The 17,769-nt window shown below is 72.1% G+C and carries 13 protein-coding genes; 5 read left to right on the forward strand and 8 right to left on the reverse strand.

Features of this window, described 5'->3' with window-relative positions; genetic code table 11:
• The first annotated feature begins 39 nt into the window (after positions 1-39).
• The 3 genes from ACFZDE_RS01065 (at position 40) to ACFZDE_RS01075 (ending at position 4,018) form a co-directional block, all read left to right on the forward strand.
• Complete coding sequence (locus ACFZDE_RS01065; protein WP_391196240.1) at positions 40-1,203, forward strand: substrate-binding domain-containing protein; 1,164 nt, start codon at positions 40-42, stop codon at positions 1,201-1,203.
• A gap of 166 nt (positions 1,204-1,369) precedes the next feature.
• Positions 1,370-2,476 carry an FAD-dependent oxidoreductase gene (locus ACFZDE_RS01070; RefSeq protein ID WP_391196242.1) on the forward strand — a complete coding sequence of 369 codons (1,107 nt, stop codon included), beginning with the start codon at positions 1,370-1,372 and terminating at the stop codon, positions 2,474-2,476.
• 138 nt (positions 2,477-2,614) lie between these two features.
• Positions 2,615-4,018 (forward strand): cytochrome P450, encoded by a 1,404-nt coding sequence (locus ACFZDE_RS01075; RefSeq protein ID WP_391196243.1) that lies wholly within the window; start codon positions 2,615-2,617, stop codon positions 4,016-4,018.
• Positions 4,019-4,290: 272 nt separating this feature from the next.
• On the opposite strand, the gene ACFZDE_RS01080 is transcribed toward ACFZDE_RS01075, so the two are convergent.
• On the reverse strand, positions 4,291-4,896 hold the full coding sequence (locus ACFZDE_RS01080) for a LuxR C-terminal-related transcriptional regulator (protein ID WP_390991671.1): 606 nt from the start codon (positions 4,894-4,896) through the stop codon (positions 4,291-4,293).
• 198 nt (positions 4,897-5,094) lie between these two features.
• On the opposite strand from ACFZDE_RS01080, the gene ACFZDE_RS01085 reads away from it, so the two are divergent.
• On the forward strand, positions 5,095-6,576 hold the full coding sequence (locus ACFZDE_RS01085) for a DHA2 family efflux MFS transporter permease subunit (protein WP_390992335.1): 1,482 nt from the start codon (positions 5,095-5,097) through the stop codon (positions 6,574-6,576).
• Positions 6,577-6,617: 41 nt separating this feature from the next.
• On the opposite strand, the gene ACFZDE_RS01090 is transcribed toward ACFZDE_RS01085, so the two are convergent.
• From ACFZDE_RS01090 to ACFZDE_RS01115, 6 genes are all read right to left on the reverse strand, one after another.
• Positions 6,618-7,676 (reverse strand): GDSL-type esterase/lipase family protein, encoded by a 1,059-nt coding sequence (locus ACFZDE_RS01090; protein ID WP_390991670.1) that lies wholly within the window; start codon positions 7,674-7,676, stop codon positions 6,618-6,620.
• A gap of 130 nt (positions 7,677-7,806) precedes the next feature.
• On the reverse strand, positions 7,807-10,716 hold the full coding sequence (locus ACFZDE_RS01095) for an AAA family ATPase (protein ID WP_391196245.1): 2,910 nt from the start codon (positions 10,714-10,716) through the stop codon (positions 7,807-7,809).
• A 192-nt stretch (positions 10,717-10,908) separates the two neighbouring features.
• A complete protein-coding gene (locus tag ACFZDE_RS01100; RefSeq protein WP_391196248.1) occupies positions 10,909-11,913 on the reverse strand; it encodes a (-)-alpha-amorphene synthase in 1,005 nt (334 codons plus the stop codon).
• Complete coding sequence (locus ACFZDE_RS01105) at positions 11,897-13,282, reverse strand: cytochrome P450 (RefSeq protein ID WP_391196251.1); 1,386 nt, start codon at positions 13,280-13,282, stop codon at positions 11,897-11,899. The genes ACFZDE_RS01100 and ACFZDE_RS01105 overlap by 17 nt, the downstream gene beginning before the upstream one ends.
• Positions 13,283-13,672: 390 nt before the next feature.
• Positions 13,673-14,143 (reverse strand): SRPBCC domain-containing protein, encoded by a 471-nt coding sequence (locus ACFZDE_RS01110; protein WP_391196254.1) that lies wholly within the window; start codon positions 14,141-14,143, stop codon positions 13,673-13,675.
• Between the two features lie 9 nt (positions 14,144-14,152).
• On the reverse strand, positions 14,153-14,557 hold the full coding sequence (locus ACFZDE_RS01115; protein WP_390991655.1) for a DUF779 domain-containing protein: 405 nt from the start codon (positions 14,555-14,557) through the stop codon (positions 14,153-14,155).
• Between the two features lie 182 nt (positions 14,558-14,739).
• On the opposite strand from ACFZDE_RS01115, the gene ACFZDE_RS01120 reads away from it, so the two are divergent.
• Positions 14,740-15,663, forward strand: coding sequence for a phosphotransferase (locus tag ACFZDE_RS01120; protein WP_391196256.1), 924 nt, complete (start codon positions 14,740-14,742; stop codon positions 15,661-15,663).
• Between the two features lie 60 nt (positions 15,664-15,723).
• Here the strand turns inward: ACFZDE_RS01120 and ACFZDE_RS01125 are convergent, their stop codons facing one another.
• Entirely contained in the window at positions 15,724-17,763 is a 2,040-nt protein-coding gene (locus tag ACFZDE_RS01125; protein ID WP_391196259.1) for a CocE/NonD family hydrolase, read from the reverse strand.
• Between the last annotated feature and the right edge of the window lie 6 nt (positions 17,764-17,769).

The raw sequence follows: 17,769 nt of genomic DNA on the forward strand, positions 1-17,769 counted from the left end.
GGCCCCGCCCCGCCGCGTCGAACCCCCACTGGAGCTCCCGTGCACCGCACCCGCAAGGCCGCACCCGCAGTCCGCACCGCGCGGCTCGCCTCCTGCGCCCTGCTGGCCACGGCCGCCGCCCTGGCCGGCTGCGAACGAGGTTCCTCCGAGGGTGCGCAGGAGACCGCGACGGGCCCGAGCGGCTGCCCCGCCGCCCACACCCGGGCCCGGGAGGCCGTCGCCCGGGCGGAGCGGAGCGACATCCCCTGGGGAGGGCCCACCGAAGGCCCCGAGGCGGTGTCCGGCAAGACCCTGGTCTACGTCGCCCAGACGATGACCAACCCCGGTGTCGCGGGCGCCGCGAACGGAGTGCGGGACGCCGCGCGGACCATCGGCTGGAACGTGCGGGTGATCGACGGCGGTGGTACCCCGGCCGGTATCCAGGCGGCCATGAGCGAGGCCGTCGCCCTGCGGCCCTCGGGGATCGTCATCGGCGGGTTCGACCCCGACTCGACGGCCCAGCAGACCGCCCGGGCCGAGGCGCAGGGCATCGAGCTCATCGGCTGGCACGCGGTCCCCGACCCCGGCCCCAGCCGGCAGCCCGACCTCTTCACCAACGTCACCACGCGCGTCGGGGACGTGGCCCGCATCAGCGCGCAGTGGATCATCGCCGACTCCAACGGCCGTGCCGGGGTGGTGCTCATCACCGACGCCTCGATCCCCTTCGCGCGCAACAAGTCCGACCTGATCCGCGAGGAACTGGCGAGCTGCCGGGGCGTGCGGCTGCTCTCGGTGGAGAACATCCCGATCCCCGACGCCAGCTCCCGCACCCCCCGGGAGATCTCCTCCCTGCTCTCCCGCTTCCAGGACCGCTGGACCCACTCCGTGGCCATCAACGACCTGTACTTCGCCGACGCCGCCCCCGCCTTCCGCGCCGCCGGCGAGAAGGGCTCCGGGCCGCCCTACAACATCGGGGCCGGCGACGGGGACCCGTCCGCCTTCCAGCGCGTCAACAACGAGCAGTACCAGGCCGCGACCGTGCCCGAACCGCTGTCCCTCCAGGGCTGGCAGATCGTCGACGAGTTCAACCGCGCCTTCTCCGGCCGGCCCGACAGCGGATACGTGGCCCCCGTGCACATCGCCACGGCCCGCAACAGCGAAGGCGACTCCACCTGGGACCCGTCCGGCTACCGGGAGGCGTACCGGAAGATCTGGGGGAAATGACGGCCGGTCAGGTTCCGATCTCTTCACGGAACATGCACGGAACCTCGGAATCCCTTTAGGTTTCAAGCGCTACTGTCGCAGCAGTCGAGTGGCCGCCGGGGGTCGATCCGAGCGGGGCCCGTCCGCGGCGGCCCTCGCTCCCCCCACCAGGCACAGGAGACTGGGCGTGTACGACGGCGACGTAGTGGTGATCGGCGGCGGGTACGCCGGTGTCCGGCTGGCCAGACGGCTCGACGGCACGGCCCGGGTCACGCTGGTGGACCGCAAAGAGGTCTTCTTCCACCGCATCGCCTCCCTGCGCGCCGGAGTGCACCCCGAGTGGACGCACACCCCGTTCATCCCCTACGACCGCCTGCTGCGCCACGGCCGGGTCGCCACCGGCAAGGTCGTACGCGTCGACACCACCGAACGGCAGGTCGTCCTCGCCACCGGCGAGCGACTGCCCTACGACGTGGCCGTGATCGCCACCGGCGCCGACTACCCCGAGCCGGCCCGCTTCACCGGCACCACCACCGAGGAAGCGGCCAAGTCCTTCGCCGAGCACCAGCGCAACATCGCCACCGCCGAGCACGTGCTGGTCGTCGGCGGCGGCCCCGGCGGCGTCGAACTCAGCGCCGAGATCCGCCTCGCCCGCCCGGACGCCCGGGTCACGCTCGCCCACTCCGGACCCGCCCTGCTCGACTCCACGGGCAGCGCCCGCCCCGGGCGGAAGGCCCTGGCCTGGCTGGAGTCCCACGACATCGACGTACGGCTCGACTCCTTCATGTCGCCCGGCAACGACTTCGGCACCTACCGCGACGCGCGCGGTGAGATCGTCGAGGCCGACCTGTCCTACTGGGCGACCGGCACCACCCCCAACACGCTCTGGCTGCGCCTGGCAGGACACGGCGACTGGCTCGACGCGGCCGGCCATGTGAAAGTCGACCGGACACTGCGCGTCGAGGGCAGGCTGGACGTGTTCGCCGTCGGCGACGTGAACGACGTCAGCGAACTCAAGATCACCCCGGCCGCCCTCGCCCAGGCCGACATCGCCGCCCACAACATCCGCGCCTACCTGCACAGTTCCGGCAAGCACCGCAGGGAACCGCGCTTCTACCGGCCGACCCAGCGCACCCCGCTCATCGTGCCGTTCGGCCCCGCCGACGGGCTGACCGTGCTGCCCGTCCCGGGCGGCGAGTCCGCCGTCCTCGGCAGTCGCACCACCACCCTGGCCAAGGCGAAGAGCCTCATGACGCCCTACATGCGCCGTCAACTCGGTTACACGGCGGCCTGACCCGCCCCGGGCCCCTGCTCACCCACACCACCCACCCCGTCGTTACCGGCGAGTTCGGCCTGGGGTAGGGTCCCCACCGTTTTCCGGCTACCGGCTGATGGTGGGCCGGTACAGGGCGTGTCGGAGGGTGGCAAGACGATGGATTCCCAGCGGGGTGACGGCGGACCCGTGGACCTGGACGGCACGAGTCTGGAGGAACTCGCTCCCGAACCGCTGCTGACCAGGGACTACGAGACGCGTCCCGCGCTCGTGTACGAGCGGCTGCGGCAGCGGCACGGCCCGGTCGCGCCGGTCGACCTGCTGGGGGTGCCGGCCTGGCTGGTCCTCGGCTACCGCGAGTCGCTCCAGGTCCTCCAGGACGACGACGGCTGGCCCAAGGGCCTGGAGAACTGGCGGGCCCGCTCCGAGGGCAGGGTGCCCGCCGACTGGCCGCTCGGGCCGTCCCTGGAGGTCAACCACATCCTGATCCAGGGCGGCGCCGGCTACCCGCCGCTGCGGACCGCCTGGGACGCCGCCCTCAAGCCCTTCCAGGACCCCCGCCACCCCCAGGCCAAGCGTCTGAAGGCCGCCGTCACCGCCTACGCCGACGAACTGATCACCCTGATCGGCCAGGGCGGCAAGACCGGCGTGGCCGACCTGTCCGCGCAGTTCTCCCGGCCGCTGCCGCTGATGGTGGCCAGCCATCTGCTGGGCTTCCCCGGCTCGCAGGGCGACGACGCGCTGATGGACATGTGGCGCGTGCTCGACGCGGGCCCGGACGCCGAGGCGGCTCTGGAGCGTCTGCTGGCGACCCTGGCCGAACTGGCCGCGCTGAAGCTGGAGAAGCCGGGCGACGACTTCCCCTCCTACCTGCTGGCCGCCCACCCGGACCTGTCGCTCGACCACCTCGCCCGCGAGCTGTTCATGCTGCTCGGCATGACCTCCGACCACGTCGGCATCCTCATCTCCAACACCGTCGTGGAGGTCATCTCGGGTGAGGGCAGCGTGCGTGCCAGCCTGTCCGCCGGGATGGTCCGGGAGACCATGAACCGGGTGGTCATGCGCAAGCCGCCCCTGGTCAACTTCGTGCCGCGGTTCGCCGCCGAGGACACTCCGCTCGGCTCCTACACGATCCGGGCCGGCGACCCGGTGTGGGTCTCCCCGGGCGCCGCGCACGCCGACCCGCTCTTCGCCGACCACGTCGCGTCGGGCACCACCATCAGCACCCGGGCCCACCTGTCCTGGGGAGCAGGACCGCGTCAGTGCCCGGCCCGCGAGCTCGCGTCGGCGGTCGCCGCGGCCGGTGTGGGGCGCCTCTTCGAGCGGTTCGACCACCTCGACCTGGCCCTGCCCGCCGATCAACTGCCCTGGCGGTCCTCGCCGTTCATGCGCGGCCTGCGCTCGCTGCCGGTGCGCTACGAACTGGCCTCCGCGCCGCCGCCCCGGCCCTGGGCGGAGGAACCCGCGCCGGGAGCGGTCGAGGAGGTTCTGCCGGACCCGTCCGCCCGGCAGCGCTCCTCGCTGTGGCGCTATCTGACGGGCCTCATCCGCGGCGGCCGCTGACCGGACCGAGCCGAACGCCCATCGGGCACCGGCGTTCGTCACGGCCGCGCGATGACGGTTTCACGCCGGACGCGTGACAAACGGTGCTGGTGGGCGGCGTGCCCGCGCTGGGATGCTCGTAGCAGATCCCGGGACAGGGCGCGAGGGCCCGCGGGGGCCGGGCAGGTACACCTCGATGACCTGCCCGGCCGTTCTTCTGTCAGGGGGCGGAACGAGGTCGCGCAACGGGGCGGGAAGCAGACGGGGAAGTGGGCGGGAACGGGGCGCGGCGCTCACACCCAGCCCGACTCCGTGGCGATCCTGATCGCGTCGATCCGGTTGCGTCCGCCGGTCTTCCGGGTGATCGCGGAGAGATGGTTACGGACCGTCGCCGCGGACAGGCACAGCCGCTCGGCGATCTCCCGGGTGGGCGTGCCGTCGGCCGTCAGCCGCAGCACCTCCACCTCCCGCGGGGTCAGCGGGTTGGCTCCCGCGTCCAGCGCGGCCAGCGCGAACTCGGGGTCGACGAACCGCTGCCCCCGCACCAGCTTGCGGACACCGTGGACCAGCCGGTCCGGCGGGGCGTTGGTGCTGATGACACCGGCGGCGTGCAGATCGAGCATCCGCCGCAGCCGCTCCGGTGTCGTCGAGGCCATCATCAGCAGCATCCGGCACTCCGGCAGCCGCGCCCGCAGCTCGCCCCGGACGGCGATCTCCTCACCCTCCGGGGAGTCCACGCCGATCACCGCCACGTCCGGCCGGTACGCCAGGGCACGCGCGAGCACCTCACCGTTGCCGTCGGCCTCGGCGACGACCTCGATGTCGTCCTCGCTCGACAGCAGAGCGGCGAACGCTCCCCGTACGAGACGGGTCCGCTCGACGAGAAGAACACGGATCACTGTTCCTCCCAGTGCGCTGTACGCGGCCGCTGGGCCACTTTGATCGGATTATCGCCCTATCGTGCTGATATTTCAGTCCGAGTGGTGGGGTGTGGGACCCGGGCGTACCGTCGAACGGTGGACACCGCAGGCAGCAGCCCGCAGCCGGCTTCACCACAGGCGACCACCACCAGGGAATCCGGTGGTGGCGGAAACGCGATGGCGCTGCTGGTCATCGCCTCCTGCCAGTTGATGGTGGTCCTCGACATCACCATCGTGAACATCGCGCTGCCGCACATCCAGAGTTCACTGGAGTTCTCCACCACGAGCCTGTCGTGGGTGGTCAACGCCTACACGCTCACCTTCGGCGGTCTGCTGCTGCTTGGCGGACGGGCCGGCGACATCCTGGGCCGGCGGCGCGTCTTCGTGTTCGGCGTGCTGCTCTTCGTGCTCGCCTCCCTGCTCGGCGGGTTCGCGCAGAACGCCGGCCAACTCCTCGGCGCCCGCGCTCTGCAGGGCGTCGGCGGCGCCATCGCCTCCCCGACCTCCCTCGCCCTGATCAGCACGACCTTCCGCGAGGGACCGGAACGCAACCGCGCCTTCGGGGTCTTCGCCGCGGTGTCGGCCGGCGGCGGCGCGATCGGCCTGCTCGCCGGGGGCATGCTGGTGGAGTGGCTGAACTGGCGGTGGGTGCTGTTCGTCAACGTGCCCATCGGCCTGCTCATCGTGCTCGCCACACCGCGCTACATCCGGGAGTCCGAACGCCATCCCGGGCGCTTCGACATCACCGGCGCGCTGACCTCCACCGCGGGCATGGTGCTGCTCGTCTACGGCTTCATCAGAGCCGCACAGGAGGGCTGGCGGGATCCCCTGACCCTCGCCTCGTTCGCCGGAGCGGTCATCATCCTGGCGGCCTTCATCATGGTCGAGCGGCGTTCGAAACAACCCATCACGCCCCTGCACATGTTCGCCGACCGCAACCGCGCGGGCACCTACGGCATCATGCTGTGCCTGGCCGCCGCCATCTTCGGCATGTTCTTCTTCCTCACGCTCTTCGTGCAGAACGTGCTCGGCTTCAGCCCGCTCGCGGCCGGACTGGCCTTCCTGCCGGTCAGCGCGGTCATCGCCATCGGCGCCGGACTGGCCTCGCGGTTCCTGCCCGTCTACGGGCCCAAGCCCTTCATGGTGGTCGGCGCGATCCTGGCGGCGGCGGGCCTGGCCTGGCTGACCCTGACCGACGTGCACTCCACGTACGCGGGCAGTGTCCTCGGCCCGATGCTCGTCTTCAGCCTGGGCATGGGCATGGAGTTCGTGTCCCTGACCCTCATGGCGCTGTCCAACGTGCCCACGCCGGAGACCGGCGCGGCCTCGGGTCTCCTCAACGCCACCCAGCAGGTCGGCGGCTCCCTGGGGCTGTCCATCCTGGTCACGATGTACGGCACGGCCAGCGCCAACGAGGCGGACAAACAGGTCCCGGACTTCCTCCGGCAGGCGACCCCCGCCGAACGCGTCCGGTTCGAACGTACCGGGCAACTGCCCAAACCCTGGTCCGACGAGATCCTCACCGCCGGTGTCTCGGCCGCCTTCATCATGGCGGCGATCTTCACCGCAGTCGCCGCACTGATAGCCCTCGTCGTCATCCAGGTCCGCCCCTCCGACCTGGAACGCCTCAAGGGAGGAGCGGGCCCCGGTCCGATGTGAGGCACCGGCCCCCGGACCCGCCCCCGAACCCCTCGGCCCCGCTACGAGCCGATCCGCGCCGCGATGACCGGCGCCAGCCGGTCGGCGATGACCCGGTGCCCCCGGTCGTTGGGGTGCACCGAGTCAGTCAGATCGCCCGAGCCCAGCCAGCCGGTCGTGTCCACGAAGGAGACCCGCGCGTCACCCCCGGCGACAGCGGCCCGCACGGCGGCCTCGGTCTGCGGGACGAACCGTCCGCGGAACGTCTCCAGCGCGAAGATCCACGCCTGCGGATACGCGGCCCGCACCTTGCGCAGCAGACTGCTGTACGCCGACTGGAACTGCGCGGAACTCACCCCGTGCCCGACGTCGTTGGTGCCGAGGTTGATGACGACCGCGTCGGCCCGGTAGCGGGAGAAGTTCCACTCGGGCGTCGCCGCGTTCGGGTTGAGCTTGGTGAACTGCCGCTCCAGGCCCACGCATCCGTCCGCCGCGGCCACCAGGCACGCTCCGCCCTGCGCGATCTGCGTGTGCTCCACGCCCAGCCGTTCCCCGATCAGCCAGCCGTACGCGGTACGGGCGTTCTGCGAGCTCGTCGTGCCCACGGTGATCGAGTCGCCGACGAACTCGACCGTCCTGGCCGGGGCCGGCGGTGCGAACGTCGTGGCGCCACTGTCCAGGACCAGGCCCTGGAAGACGGCGTCGCCCTTGTAGGACCCGGCCACCACCTGGTAGTTGACCTGGAGGGTGTGGTTGCCGGGGGAGAGTGCCGTCGGGGTCAGGTTCACGGTCCCCTTGACGTCGTCGTAGAACTTCACCGGGCCGTTGTCGATCCGCGCCCACAGGTCGATCGTGCCGCGCTGCTTCAGTTTGACCGTCCGGCCGGTGAACCCGGCCCGGTAGTAGGCACCCGCCCAGTACGGGGTGTAGGCGGTGGAGGAACTGGTGGTGTCCCAGCGGCCGACGAACTTGATGTTCGGGTCGCCCGGTTGTCCGGGGGCGGCCGCATGCGCCGCCTGCGCGGGCGAGCCGCCGGCCCAGGACAGCAGGCACGTCATGAGCACGGCCGCGACGAGGGCCGGCAAGGTGCGTCTCGAAGAGCGGTGGGGGGAGGTCTGCACGGGGTTCCCTTTCACGTGGGGGGTGGTCTGGGAGCGCTCCCATAGGCAGCTGTTCGAGAGAAGCAGTGAAACGGTTCAACGTCAAGTGGGCGTTCAGAAAACGAAGTTGCGCAGATCTGTCAGCAGGCCTTCACGGGCGCGGCCGGGGGAACGTCTCCAGGGCCTCGGCCAGACCCGCCGCATCCGTGCCGACCTTGCGGTACACGGACGACAGCAGCTGCCGCACCCCCTGCTCGGTGAGATGCAGCGCCTTGGCCACGACCGCCGCGGCCTGGCCCCGGGCCGCCATCTCGGCGGCCTTGCGCTCCTGCGCGGTGAGCGTGTCCGTCTGCGGGTAACGCAGGGGCAGCGGCCGCAGCCCGGCCGCGGACAGCTCCCGCCTCGCCCGGGCGGCCAGACCCTCGGCACCGCAGTGCACGGCCCCTTCCAGCCCCTGGTAGAGCTGGTCGGCGGCATCCTGCAACCGCCCGGCGCGGGCCAGCGCGGCGCCGTGACCCACCAGGGCCCGGGCCAGTTCGTACGCGGCGGGCGACCGCTGGAGGTGGTCGACGGCCTGTGCGTGCAGATCGAGCCCCGCCTCCCCGCCCGTCACCTCCGCCTGGGCGTGCATGGCCTGGCCGATCGCCGAGGCCGCGCCGAAGTCCCGGGCCCGCTTCACGGCGTCCCGCGCATGGCGCACCGCCCGGTCGGGCGCACTGCGGGACAGGGCCGAGGCCAGCCCCAACTGCCAGGGACACCACGCGGGGTTGCGCCAGTCCCGGCCCTCCAGCCACTGGCCGACGCGGGACAGCAGGGCAGCGGCGTCGTCGGACCGGCCCTCCGCCAGGAGCAGCTCGGCGTAGACGGTGCGCGGGTCGGGGTAGATGACGGCGTTCGGGATGTGGTCGCCGTACTGGTACGTGTCGGCGATCCGGCGCGCCGCCACGACACGGCCGCGGGCCAGGAGGGTCTGGATCAGGATGCCGATGGCGAACCACTGTGCGGGTACCCCGCCTTCCACCCGGTCGGCGATGCGCAGACCCTCCCGGACCAGGTTCTCGGCCTCGGCCAGACAGCCGCGGCGGTACCGGATGTACCCGGAGAGCGTCTGGCCCAGGGCCAGATGGGAGCCGCGCCAGCCCTTCGACTCGCACTCGGCCATGCCCTTGGCGAACAGTTCCTCGGCCCGCCGCGGCTGGTCGCAGTACATGAACACCAGCGCGACCGAGACGGGCACCTCGAAGCCCCGGTTCTCGTGCGTCCAGCTCAGCCCGCCGCGCAGGGCCTGTTCGGCGTAGGCGAGCGCCTTCTGCCGGGGCTCGCCGCACATCATGGCGTCCCAGGCACGCGACCCCAGGATGTAGCGCTCCTCAAGGCCGCGGCCGGACAGCCGGTCGGCGAGCCGGGCCAGCGCCCGGGAACGGCCCGAGGAGTCCGCCTCGTCGGTGCGGAACGCGCTCCACACGAAGTGGTCTCCCTGCATCCGCAGCCGGATCCGGGGATGGGCGGCGGCCCGCTGCGCCTCCTCGGCGGCCACCGTCGCGGCCTCCGCCATCCGGTCGGTGTGGGCCAGGGCCTGGGTCAGCCGGTACACCATCGACGCCCGCAGCTCGGGGTCGATGTCCGGTTCCGCGAGGGCCTCCCGCAGGTGCGCCACGGTGGCCGTGGGATTGATGAGGAAGGTCGCGCAGGCCAGTTCGTGCAGCAGCGCGGCGCGCTCCTCCGGCAGCGGCGGCTCCTGCAACGCCCGGTTCAGCAACCGCCGGGCCGCCTCCGGGGCACCCGAGTGCAGGGCTTCACGAGCGGCCTTGCGCAGACAGTCCACCGCGTCGGAGTTGCCCTCGCAGGGCACCTCCAGCAGGTGCCGGGCCGCGGCGGCGTGGCCGAGCCCGGCCGCCCTGAGGGCCTCCGCCGCCGTGTTGTGCATGCCTTCGCGCAGGCCCGTCCCGATGGAGCGGTAGATCGTGGTGGCGATCAGCGGGTGGACGAACTCCAGGGCCCCACCCGGCCCTTCGCCGTCGGCCAGGATGCGGGCGGCGCGCAGCCTCTGAGTCGCCTCGGCCGCCGCCGTGGAGCCGATCGCCGCGATCCGGGCGGCCAGTTCCGGCGAGATGGCCTGCCCCAGGACCGCCGCCGCGTAGGCGAACCGGACGGTCGTGGTGCCGAGGCCCTGGAGCCGCTCGATCAGCCCGGGCCCCTTGACCGCCGCCGCCAGGTCGCGCATCGCGGGCAGATCGTCATCCGTGCACCTGAGGTTGCGCTCACCGAGCCTGATGGCGAGTTCCACAGCCTCGAACGGGCTTCCTCCGGTGGCCTCCCAGCACTCCTCGCAGAACGCGTCCTCGGCCTCCTCGCCGACCTCGTCCCGGATGATCCGCGCCACGGCCGTGGCACTGAGCGGTGCCAGGGTGAAGGGACGGCTCCCCAGATCGGCGGAGGGCGCGCTGAACGCGGCTGCCTCCAGGGGTAGTTCGGGCCGGAAGGCGACGACGATCAGCAGCGACAGGTCCACGGCCCGGGGTGCGAACGAGGCGAGCCAGCTCAGGGACTCCACGTCCGCCCAGTGCAGATCGTCCAGCAGCAGGACCACGGGCGCCTTCATCACGGCCAGGCGCGTCATCACCCAGTCGAGGCCGTCACGGACCCCGGTCGGGTCCGGCACATGGCCGCTCGGCGTCGCGACCAGGCCGAGCGCGGCGGCGACGATGTCGTACCAGCCGCCCAGGAAGGCGCGCAGCTCCCGCTCGTGCATCGACGCCAGTGTGGGCTGGACGACCTGGCGCACCAGGTGGAAGGCCAGCTCCTGCTCCTTCTCACCCGCCCTGCCCGACAGCACGGTGAACCCCTGCGCCCGGGCACGGGCCCGGGCCTGGTGCAGCAGGGCCGTCTTGCCCATGCCGCCGGGCCCGGTGAAGGCGAGGAGCCCGCCCCGGGGCGCTTGGGGCACGCCGTCGACGGTGTCCCGCAGACCGGTCAGCGCCGCGTCGAGCGCCCGCAGCTCCTTGCGGCGCTCGAGCAACGGCCGGTTCTCGGGCGTAGGTTGCCGCAGCTCATGCGCCATGTGCCGTACCGCTTCCTGTCGTCGGCCATCGGGAGGCAGCGCGAGCGTACGCCTCCCGATGGGCCCCGTTCCGGATTCTGGAACGAGCGCGACGAAGAAGGGTGAATGACCTGCTGAAGCCGCGTGAGGTGCGAGTTCAGCGGGTACCGTGGCTCGAATGGGCACCCGCCGCGCGGCCCGGCGAAGCGCCTCTCACGGCAGCGCCGGGGCCGCCGCGTCCGCGTAGCGCGGCACGGTGCGCGACCAGTAGTAGCACCCGCGGATCCAGCCGGCCATGCCTTCCACATAGCCGACGCCCGAAGGGCTCAACTCCGGTTCGATCTCCGCGTAGAGCGTTTCGAACTCGCGGATCGTGCGGTTGATCTGCTGGATGGCCAGGGTGACGGCCACCGGCAGGGAACAGTGGTGGGCCCGCTGGTAGGCGAGGGCCAGGTTGATCATCTCGCCGGACCGCTGCTCCTTGACCGCGGAGAAGAGGTCGGGGATCCACACCGCCGCGTCGGCCGACAGCCGGCTCAGGCGCCGCATCAGCGGGTGGTGGAGCTCCCCGGAGGTCAGCTCGCTCGGCTGCGCGGCCTCGCACAGCGGGTAGAAGGGCTCGACGCCCGCGGTGAGGGACCGTATCGAGGTGCACAACTCGGACCGCGGGGGCGAAGGATGGGCCTGAGCCACCGCCTCGTACAGCAGTCCGTGCACGTACTCACGGGACTTCCACGCCCAGCGCGCGGCCTGTGCCGGGGTGCACCGCTCGCGGATCTGCCGGTGGAGGTCGGACAGGGCCGCTCCCAGCGGGGTGCTGGGCGCCGCGCCGTCCCGCAGGATCGCGATGCTCTCGCACAGCATCGGCAGCAGCAGACCGGGCCGGTTGCGGCCGACCTCCTCGGCCCGGTCGTCGAAGACGAACTGGTAGGCGATCTGGTGGGCGACGAGTTGCAGGATGCCGGGATCCGCGTCGGGGCTGTTGAAGGAGGCCAGTTCGGCCGGGCGGGTGAGGGAGATCATGGCCGTGACCCCGGGCTCGTCGCTCAGCCCGGTCGCCCGCAGCCAGTGGTCGACCCCCGTCGCGGCCACTGGCTCATGGGGATTGCGCCGGAACGGGAACGGCATGTACAGGTGGGCGTCGATCAGTTCCACCAAGGTGGCGGCGGGGACCACGTCCCGCGCGACGGCCGCCCTCTCCTCATGCGTGGTGGACACCGTTGTCACCGTCCCTCCGGGTCGTCCGCGCCCCGGACGCCGACTCGGCTCCGGGAGTGAGGGCGGCGGCGTGCGGCGCGGCGCCGCCCGGTGCGTCCGTCCGTGCCGCGCAGATCATCGTCAGGGACCTCGGTCCCAGGGTCGCGCCGGGGCGTGGTGGTGCGACGCGCCCGGCCGGATGCCGTAACCGCCAGCGGCCGGCGACCGTCGCCAGGGCCACCGTCATCTCGGCCATGGAGAACAGGTCGCCGATGCACTTGCGGTTGCCCGCGGCGAACGGGATCAGCGCCCCGTGCGGACCGGCGGCGGCTTCGCCCTCCAGCCAGCGCTCGGGCAGGAACCGGCCGGGCTCGGGGAAGGAGGCGGGGTCGTGGTGCAGGAGGTACGGGCTGTACAGGACCGTCGTCCCCCGCGGCAGCCGCTGTCCGGCCAGCTCCGCCTCCCGGGTGGTGACCCGGGTGAAGAGCCAGCCCGGCGGGGAGTGGCGCAGCGTCTCGGTGAGGACGGCCCTCGTGTAGACCAGGCGCGGCAGGTCGTCGACGTCGGGTGACCGCCCGGCGAGGACGGTGTCGACCTCCGCGTGCAACCGCCGCTCCACCTCCGGGTGCTGCGCGAGGAGGCTGAAGGTGGAGGCCAGGCACATCGACGGGCTCTCGGAACCGGTGAGCAGGAGGGACACCAGCTGGTCGTGGACCTCCCGGTCGGTGACCGGGGCCCGGCCGTCCCCGGCCTCGGCGGCCATCAGCAGCAGCCCGAGCAGATCGTCGCGGGGGGTGCCCCTGCGGCGTTCGGCGATGGCCGCGTCGATGAGCTCCCCCACCCGCCGCACGGCACGCCGGTAGCGGCGGTTGGCGGGCGTGGGAAGACGGAACAGCGCGTCCACCGGCACGATCGTGCGCACGAACAGGCCGCGCACGATGGCGGCGAGGCAGTGCCGCACCTCGTCGGCCGCGGCCGGAGCGAGCGAGTCGGAGAGCAGGAGCCGGCTGATCAGCCGGGTCGTCAGACCCAGCGTGGCGGCACTGACGTCGACCTCCTGCCCCGGGCGCCAGTCACGGCACAGCGCCGCGGCCTCCTCGGCCATCACGTTCGTCTGCGCGGCGACACTGGAGGGCCGGAAGGTGGGTTGCAGCAACCGCCGCTGACGCCGGTGCTCGGCGTGCGGGCAGGTGACGACGCCGTCTCCCATCAGGGCCCGCAGCCTCTCGTACTGCGGTCCGCCCTTGTCGAACGTGCGGGTGTCGCGGAGCATCCGGTGGACCAGCTCCGGGTGACAGACCATCCACGCCCGCTGCGGACCGAGGCGTATCTCGACCAGATCGCCCTGTGCGGGAAGAGAATTCAGAAACTCCAGCGGCCGGCGGAACAAGGCGATACCGTGGCCGACGGATGGGAATATGCCTGGAGCAGTACCAACCGTCCATGCCTGTTCCGATTCAGGAACGCAGCCGTTCATCGAATACCACCTGCTTCGGTCGACCTGGGAAAACGGTGACGTTTCACCGATGTGGCGCTTGCCCCATGTCCTGCCCAGTCCAATCCGCCCGCCGACTTGGTGAACCCTTTCTCCAAGGGGGCGCACGGGTGCACAAGGAAGCGCTGGGTGAATCACTTCCGATGCACGCAGGACGAACAGCTGGCTTTCCTGGACTTCTTGGTCGTTGAAGAGCTCCACAGAGCTCCACGAAGCGACGGTCGTGCGTGTAGGGGGAGAACGACAGCGGCCAGGAGATGAGACATCAGGGTGTGGGACGCCGGTTCAGAACGGGCCGTCGGCCTCGACCAGCCGGGCCAGGTTCGCCAGTGCCATGCGCGTGCCCGTCTCGTTGTCGGCGGCGGGCACGGCGTCGGGGATGCCCTCATGGACCATGAGGACCTCGGTGCCACCGCCCGCCGCGTCGCTGAGCGTGGTCGTCAGCGTCATGGCGCCGCCCAGCGCCGGGTCGGTGGTCTCGAACTTGAGCACCTCGACCACCTGCTCATCGGGCACCAGCCGCACGAAGTGCCCGTGGTAGGTGTCGGTGTGCGCGGCCGACTTCCCCGAGGCGTCCGCCGCTTCGTAGGTGAGCGAGACACGGAACCCCCCGCCCTCGCGGGCGTCGAACGCGTGCACCTCGGCGCGCATCCCGGCCGGCACCCGCCAGCGCGCGATCGCCTCCGCGCTCACCAGCGCGCGGTAGACGGCGGCACGGGGAGCGTCGACATGGCCGGAGGCCCGGGAGGTGTACACAGGCCCACCCTAGGCGGTGTGGTCGGCCCCGTTCGGCAGCGGCGGTTCCGCGTCGAGGCGGCGCAGTTCCTCGTCGGTGAGGAGGCGGGAGCGGAGCAGGAAACGGACGCCCTCCGGGGCTTCCAGGGAGAAGCCGCTGCCCCGGCCGGGGACCACGTCCACGGTGAGATGGGTGTGCGACCAGTACGTGAACTGGTCCGCGCTCATCCAGAACGGGGTGTCCCCGGCCACGTGCCCCAGCAGGATGTCCGAGGCGCCGACCCGGAACTCACCGCGCGGGTAGCACATCGGGGCGCTGCCGTCGCAGCAGCCGCCGGACTGGTGGAACATCACGGGCCCGTGCGCCCCGGTCAGCCGGCGCAGCAGCTCCTCGGCGGCGGGGGTCAGTTCGACACGTCCTGTGCGCACGGTCATGAGTTCCTCCTGACGGTGACGGTGACGTGGGGCCGGGAGCCGGTCCGTATCGCGAGTCCCCAGTATCCGCCGCCCTACGGGCGAGGGCCACAAGGCGTGTGGGGGAACGGGCCGGGTACGCCGCGGCCGGCCGAGCGGCCCGGCCCGCCACCCTGATCGCGGGCGCTGCTTGAATGCCGGGCATGACCGAGACCGACGCACACGGGCCCGACCCCTGGGTCCAGTACTTCGCCCGGCGCGGACACCCCCGCGCCCAGCGGCTCGCCTCCGGCATGGAAGGGACCGTCTACCGGCTCCAGGACGGGATGGTCGCGAAGGTGTGGGCCGGGCGGACCCCCGTGGACTTCGACCTCACCCGACGGCTCTACGCCGACATCGCCCGGCACCCCCTGCCCTTCGCCACGCCGGAGATCCTCGACGCCGAGGAGCACGACGGGGTGCTCGTCAGCTATGAACGCGAGCTCGGCGGACGCCCGCCCCGCTCCGACGGGGACGGCAGATGGCCTCCCCGCGACCTGCCCCGCCGGGAGAGCGACGCCCTGCTCACCGTCCTGCGCGCACTGGCCTCGGTGCCGGGCACCGAGGCCATGCGTCGCCTGGTGGTTCAGGGGGACGACCGGCCGCTGTGGCAGGGCCACTCCCGCTTCCCCGACGCGCTCGCCGCCCTCGTGGAGCGGGCCGCCGACCGCAACCGGGAGGCCCTCGCCGCGCAGGTGCCGGGACTGGCGGACGTCGTGTCCCGTACCGCCGCCGCTCTGCGGGCGCTGCCCGACCGGCCCGTGAGCGTCGTCCACGGCGACCTGGTGCCGCCCAACATCCACCTGGACGAGACCGGACGCCCGGTCGCCGTCCTCGACTTCGGGTTCTGCACCACCGCCGGTGACCCCGCCTTCGAGGCCGCCGTCACGGCCGCGGTCTGGGACATGTACGGACCCGAAGCCGCCCACCACACCGCCGAGCTGACCCGTCTGTTCGCCCGCGAACTGGGCCATCCCGAAGAGGTCCTGACGCTCTATCAGAAGGCCTACGCCGTCATCACGTACGACCTCTTCGGCGCGGGCCCCCACGACGGGCACTTCCGCTGGTGCGCCGCCCTTTTGCGGTGAGGGGCACCGCACCAGGGCGCGGGGGACCTGGCACTACAGCAGACGGCAAGGGACCTCGCGCTACAGCAGGTCGCGGGGGATCTTCTCGTTCCAGGTGCGGGAGAAGACCCGCCGGTCCGCCTCGTAGGCGTCGAGGGTCGCGTCGACGAAGAAGTCCGTCTCGTCGCACGTGAGCCGGGTGTGGGTGACCACCCGCACATCCCAGTCGTCCCGCCGGAACCGCATGGTCCACGTGGTCTCGCCGCCGACCGAGGTGAAGTCGTCGGCGACCGCCCGGTAGCGCTCGCGGGCCCGGCGCCCGGCCTCCAGGCCGATGTCCTCGAAACGGACCGTGCCCCGGTCCTTCACGATGTCCAGCTCGGAGCGGTAGTCGACCAGGTCCCGCTTGACCTCCCAGCGCTCCTCCGGGGGCGTCACCTGGGTCATGGCCAGCGGGGGAGTGCCCTCGGGCTCGCCGAAGGGCGACGGCGGCGCCTCGTCCGGCTCCTCCACCGGACGCACCGGCAGCGTGAGCGTGCTGGAGTGCTCGTGGACACTGAGCAGCGCGGGCTTCGGCGCCGGCCAGGCCAGCGGCCAGTAGGACGTCGACAGGGACAGCCGGATACGGTGCCCCGGCGGGAACGCCTGCGCCACACCGTTCAACGGGATCGTGGCCCGGTAGCGGCGGCCCGGCTCCAACGGCTCGGGCGACTCGGTGCTGTCCCGGCGGGTCAGGTTCAGGATGCCGTACGAGACGCGCGTCGCGGAGCCGTCAGGGCTCACGTCGGACAGCCGCGCCGCCACCAGGGCGACCGGCTCGCTGACCGACAGGTCGAGCTCCACGCTCGGTGAGCCGAGGATCTCCACCGGCTCGGTCAGCGGCTCGGTGTCGAAGACGAGCGAACCGCCGTCCTCCTCCCGCTGGTCGTAGGGCAGGTCCGGGGGCGCGTTGTAGGAGGCCCACTTGCCGGCGAACTGGCCGACGGACAGCGGCGAGCGCACCGTCATCGCCGCTCCGGCCTCGGACGGCGTCGCCGTCGCGTCCCGCACGGGTCCGATCGTGTGCCGGGTGAGCGGGTGCGTGACGGGCCGGATGTGCGGGGACGGCCAGTGCGGCTCGCCGACCCAGCGGCCCGGCCGCTCCTCGTAGGAGGTGGAGGGCGGCACGCTGTCCTGCATCCACGCCAGCAGCATGGGGCCGTCCATGACGCCGTTGTCGGCGCCCTTGAGCCAGTGGTCCCACCACCGCACCAGCTCCTGGAGGTAGCCGATCGCGGGGCCGGGCTCCCCGAGGTGGGGGAACTTGTGCGACCAGGGCCCGATCAGCCCCTTGCGGGGCACGTCCAGGTTCCCCAGCAGCCGGGTCACGGCGTTGGAGTAGCCGTCCGCCCAGCCGCTGGAGGCCAGCACCGGGCACCGCACGCTCGCGTAGTCCTCGCACACCGAGGCGTGCCGCCAGTAGTCGTCGCGCCGCTGGTGGCGCAGCCACTCCAGCACCCAGGGCTCGGTGTTCTCCAGCCGCTCGTGCCACATCTCGCGCCAGCGCTCACCGACCACGGCCGGGTCGGGCGGACAGGTGCCGTAGGCGAACATGGTGCCCGCCTCGGCCAGGTTGTCCGACAGCAGGGCGCCGCCCATGTAGTGCATGTCGTCGGAGTGCCGGTCGTCGGTGAACGAGGCGATGGCGATGGCTTTCAGGGACGGCGGACGGCGGGCCGCCACCTGGAGCGCGGCGAACGCGCCCCAGGAGATGCCCATCATGCCCGTGCCGCCGTCGCACCAGGGCTGCTCCGCCAGCCACGCCAGCACCTCCTCGGCGTCCGCCTGCTCCCGCTCCAGGTACTCGTCGCGCAGCACGCCCTCCGAGTCGCCGGTGCCGCGCAGGTCGACGCGGACGCAGGCGTAGCCGTGCCCGGCGAGGTAGGGGTGGTGGATCGAGTCCCGTACGGCCGTCAGATCGCGCTTGCGGTACGGGATGTACTCCAGCACCGCAGGCACCGGCTCCTGGTCCGAGGAGGTGGGACGCCAGATGTGCGCGGAGAGCCGGACCCCGTCGGACATCGGGATCGTGACGTGCTCCTCCTCCTTCGTCTCGTACGGCAGGTTGGTCACGTAACGCATGGAACC

This window comes from Streptomyces sp. NPDC007929, assembly GCF_042959065.1.
In the GTDB taxonomy this organism is placed as follows: domain Bacteria; phylum Actinomycetota; class Actinomycetes; order Streptomycetales; family Streptomycetaceae; genus Streptomyces.

Excerpts from the sequence above, each read along its gene's own strand:
- ACFZDE_RS01115 (WP_390991655.1), bottom strand. The coding sequence starts at position 14,557 with ATGACCGTGCGCACAGGACGTGTCGAACTGACCCCCGCCGCCGAGGAG.
- ACFZDE_RS01075 (WP_391196243.1), top strand. The coding sequence starts at position 2,615 with ATGGATTCCCAGCGGGGTGACGGCGGACCCGTGGACCTGGACGGCACG.
- ACFZDE_RS01085 (WP_390992335.1), top strand. The coding sequence starts at position 5,095 with ATGGCGCTGCTGGTCATCGCCTCCTGCCAGTTGATGGTGGTCCTCGAC.
- ACFZDE_RS01125 (WP_391196259.1), bottom strand. The coding sequence starts at position 17,763 with ATGCGTTACGTGACCAACCTGCCGTACGAGACGAAGGAGGAGGAGCAC.
- ACFZDE_RS01095 (WP_391196245.1), bottom strand. The coding sequence starts at position 10,716 with ATGGCGCATGAGCTGCGGCAACCTACGCCCGAGAACCGGCCGTTGCTC.
- ACFZDE_RS01120 (WP_391196256.1), top strand. The coding sequence starts at position 14,740 with ATGACCGAGACCGACGCACACGGGCCCGACCCCTGGGTCCAGTACTTC.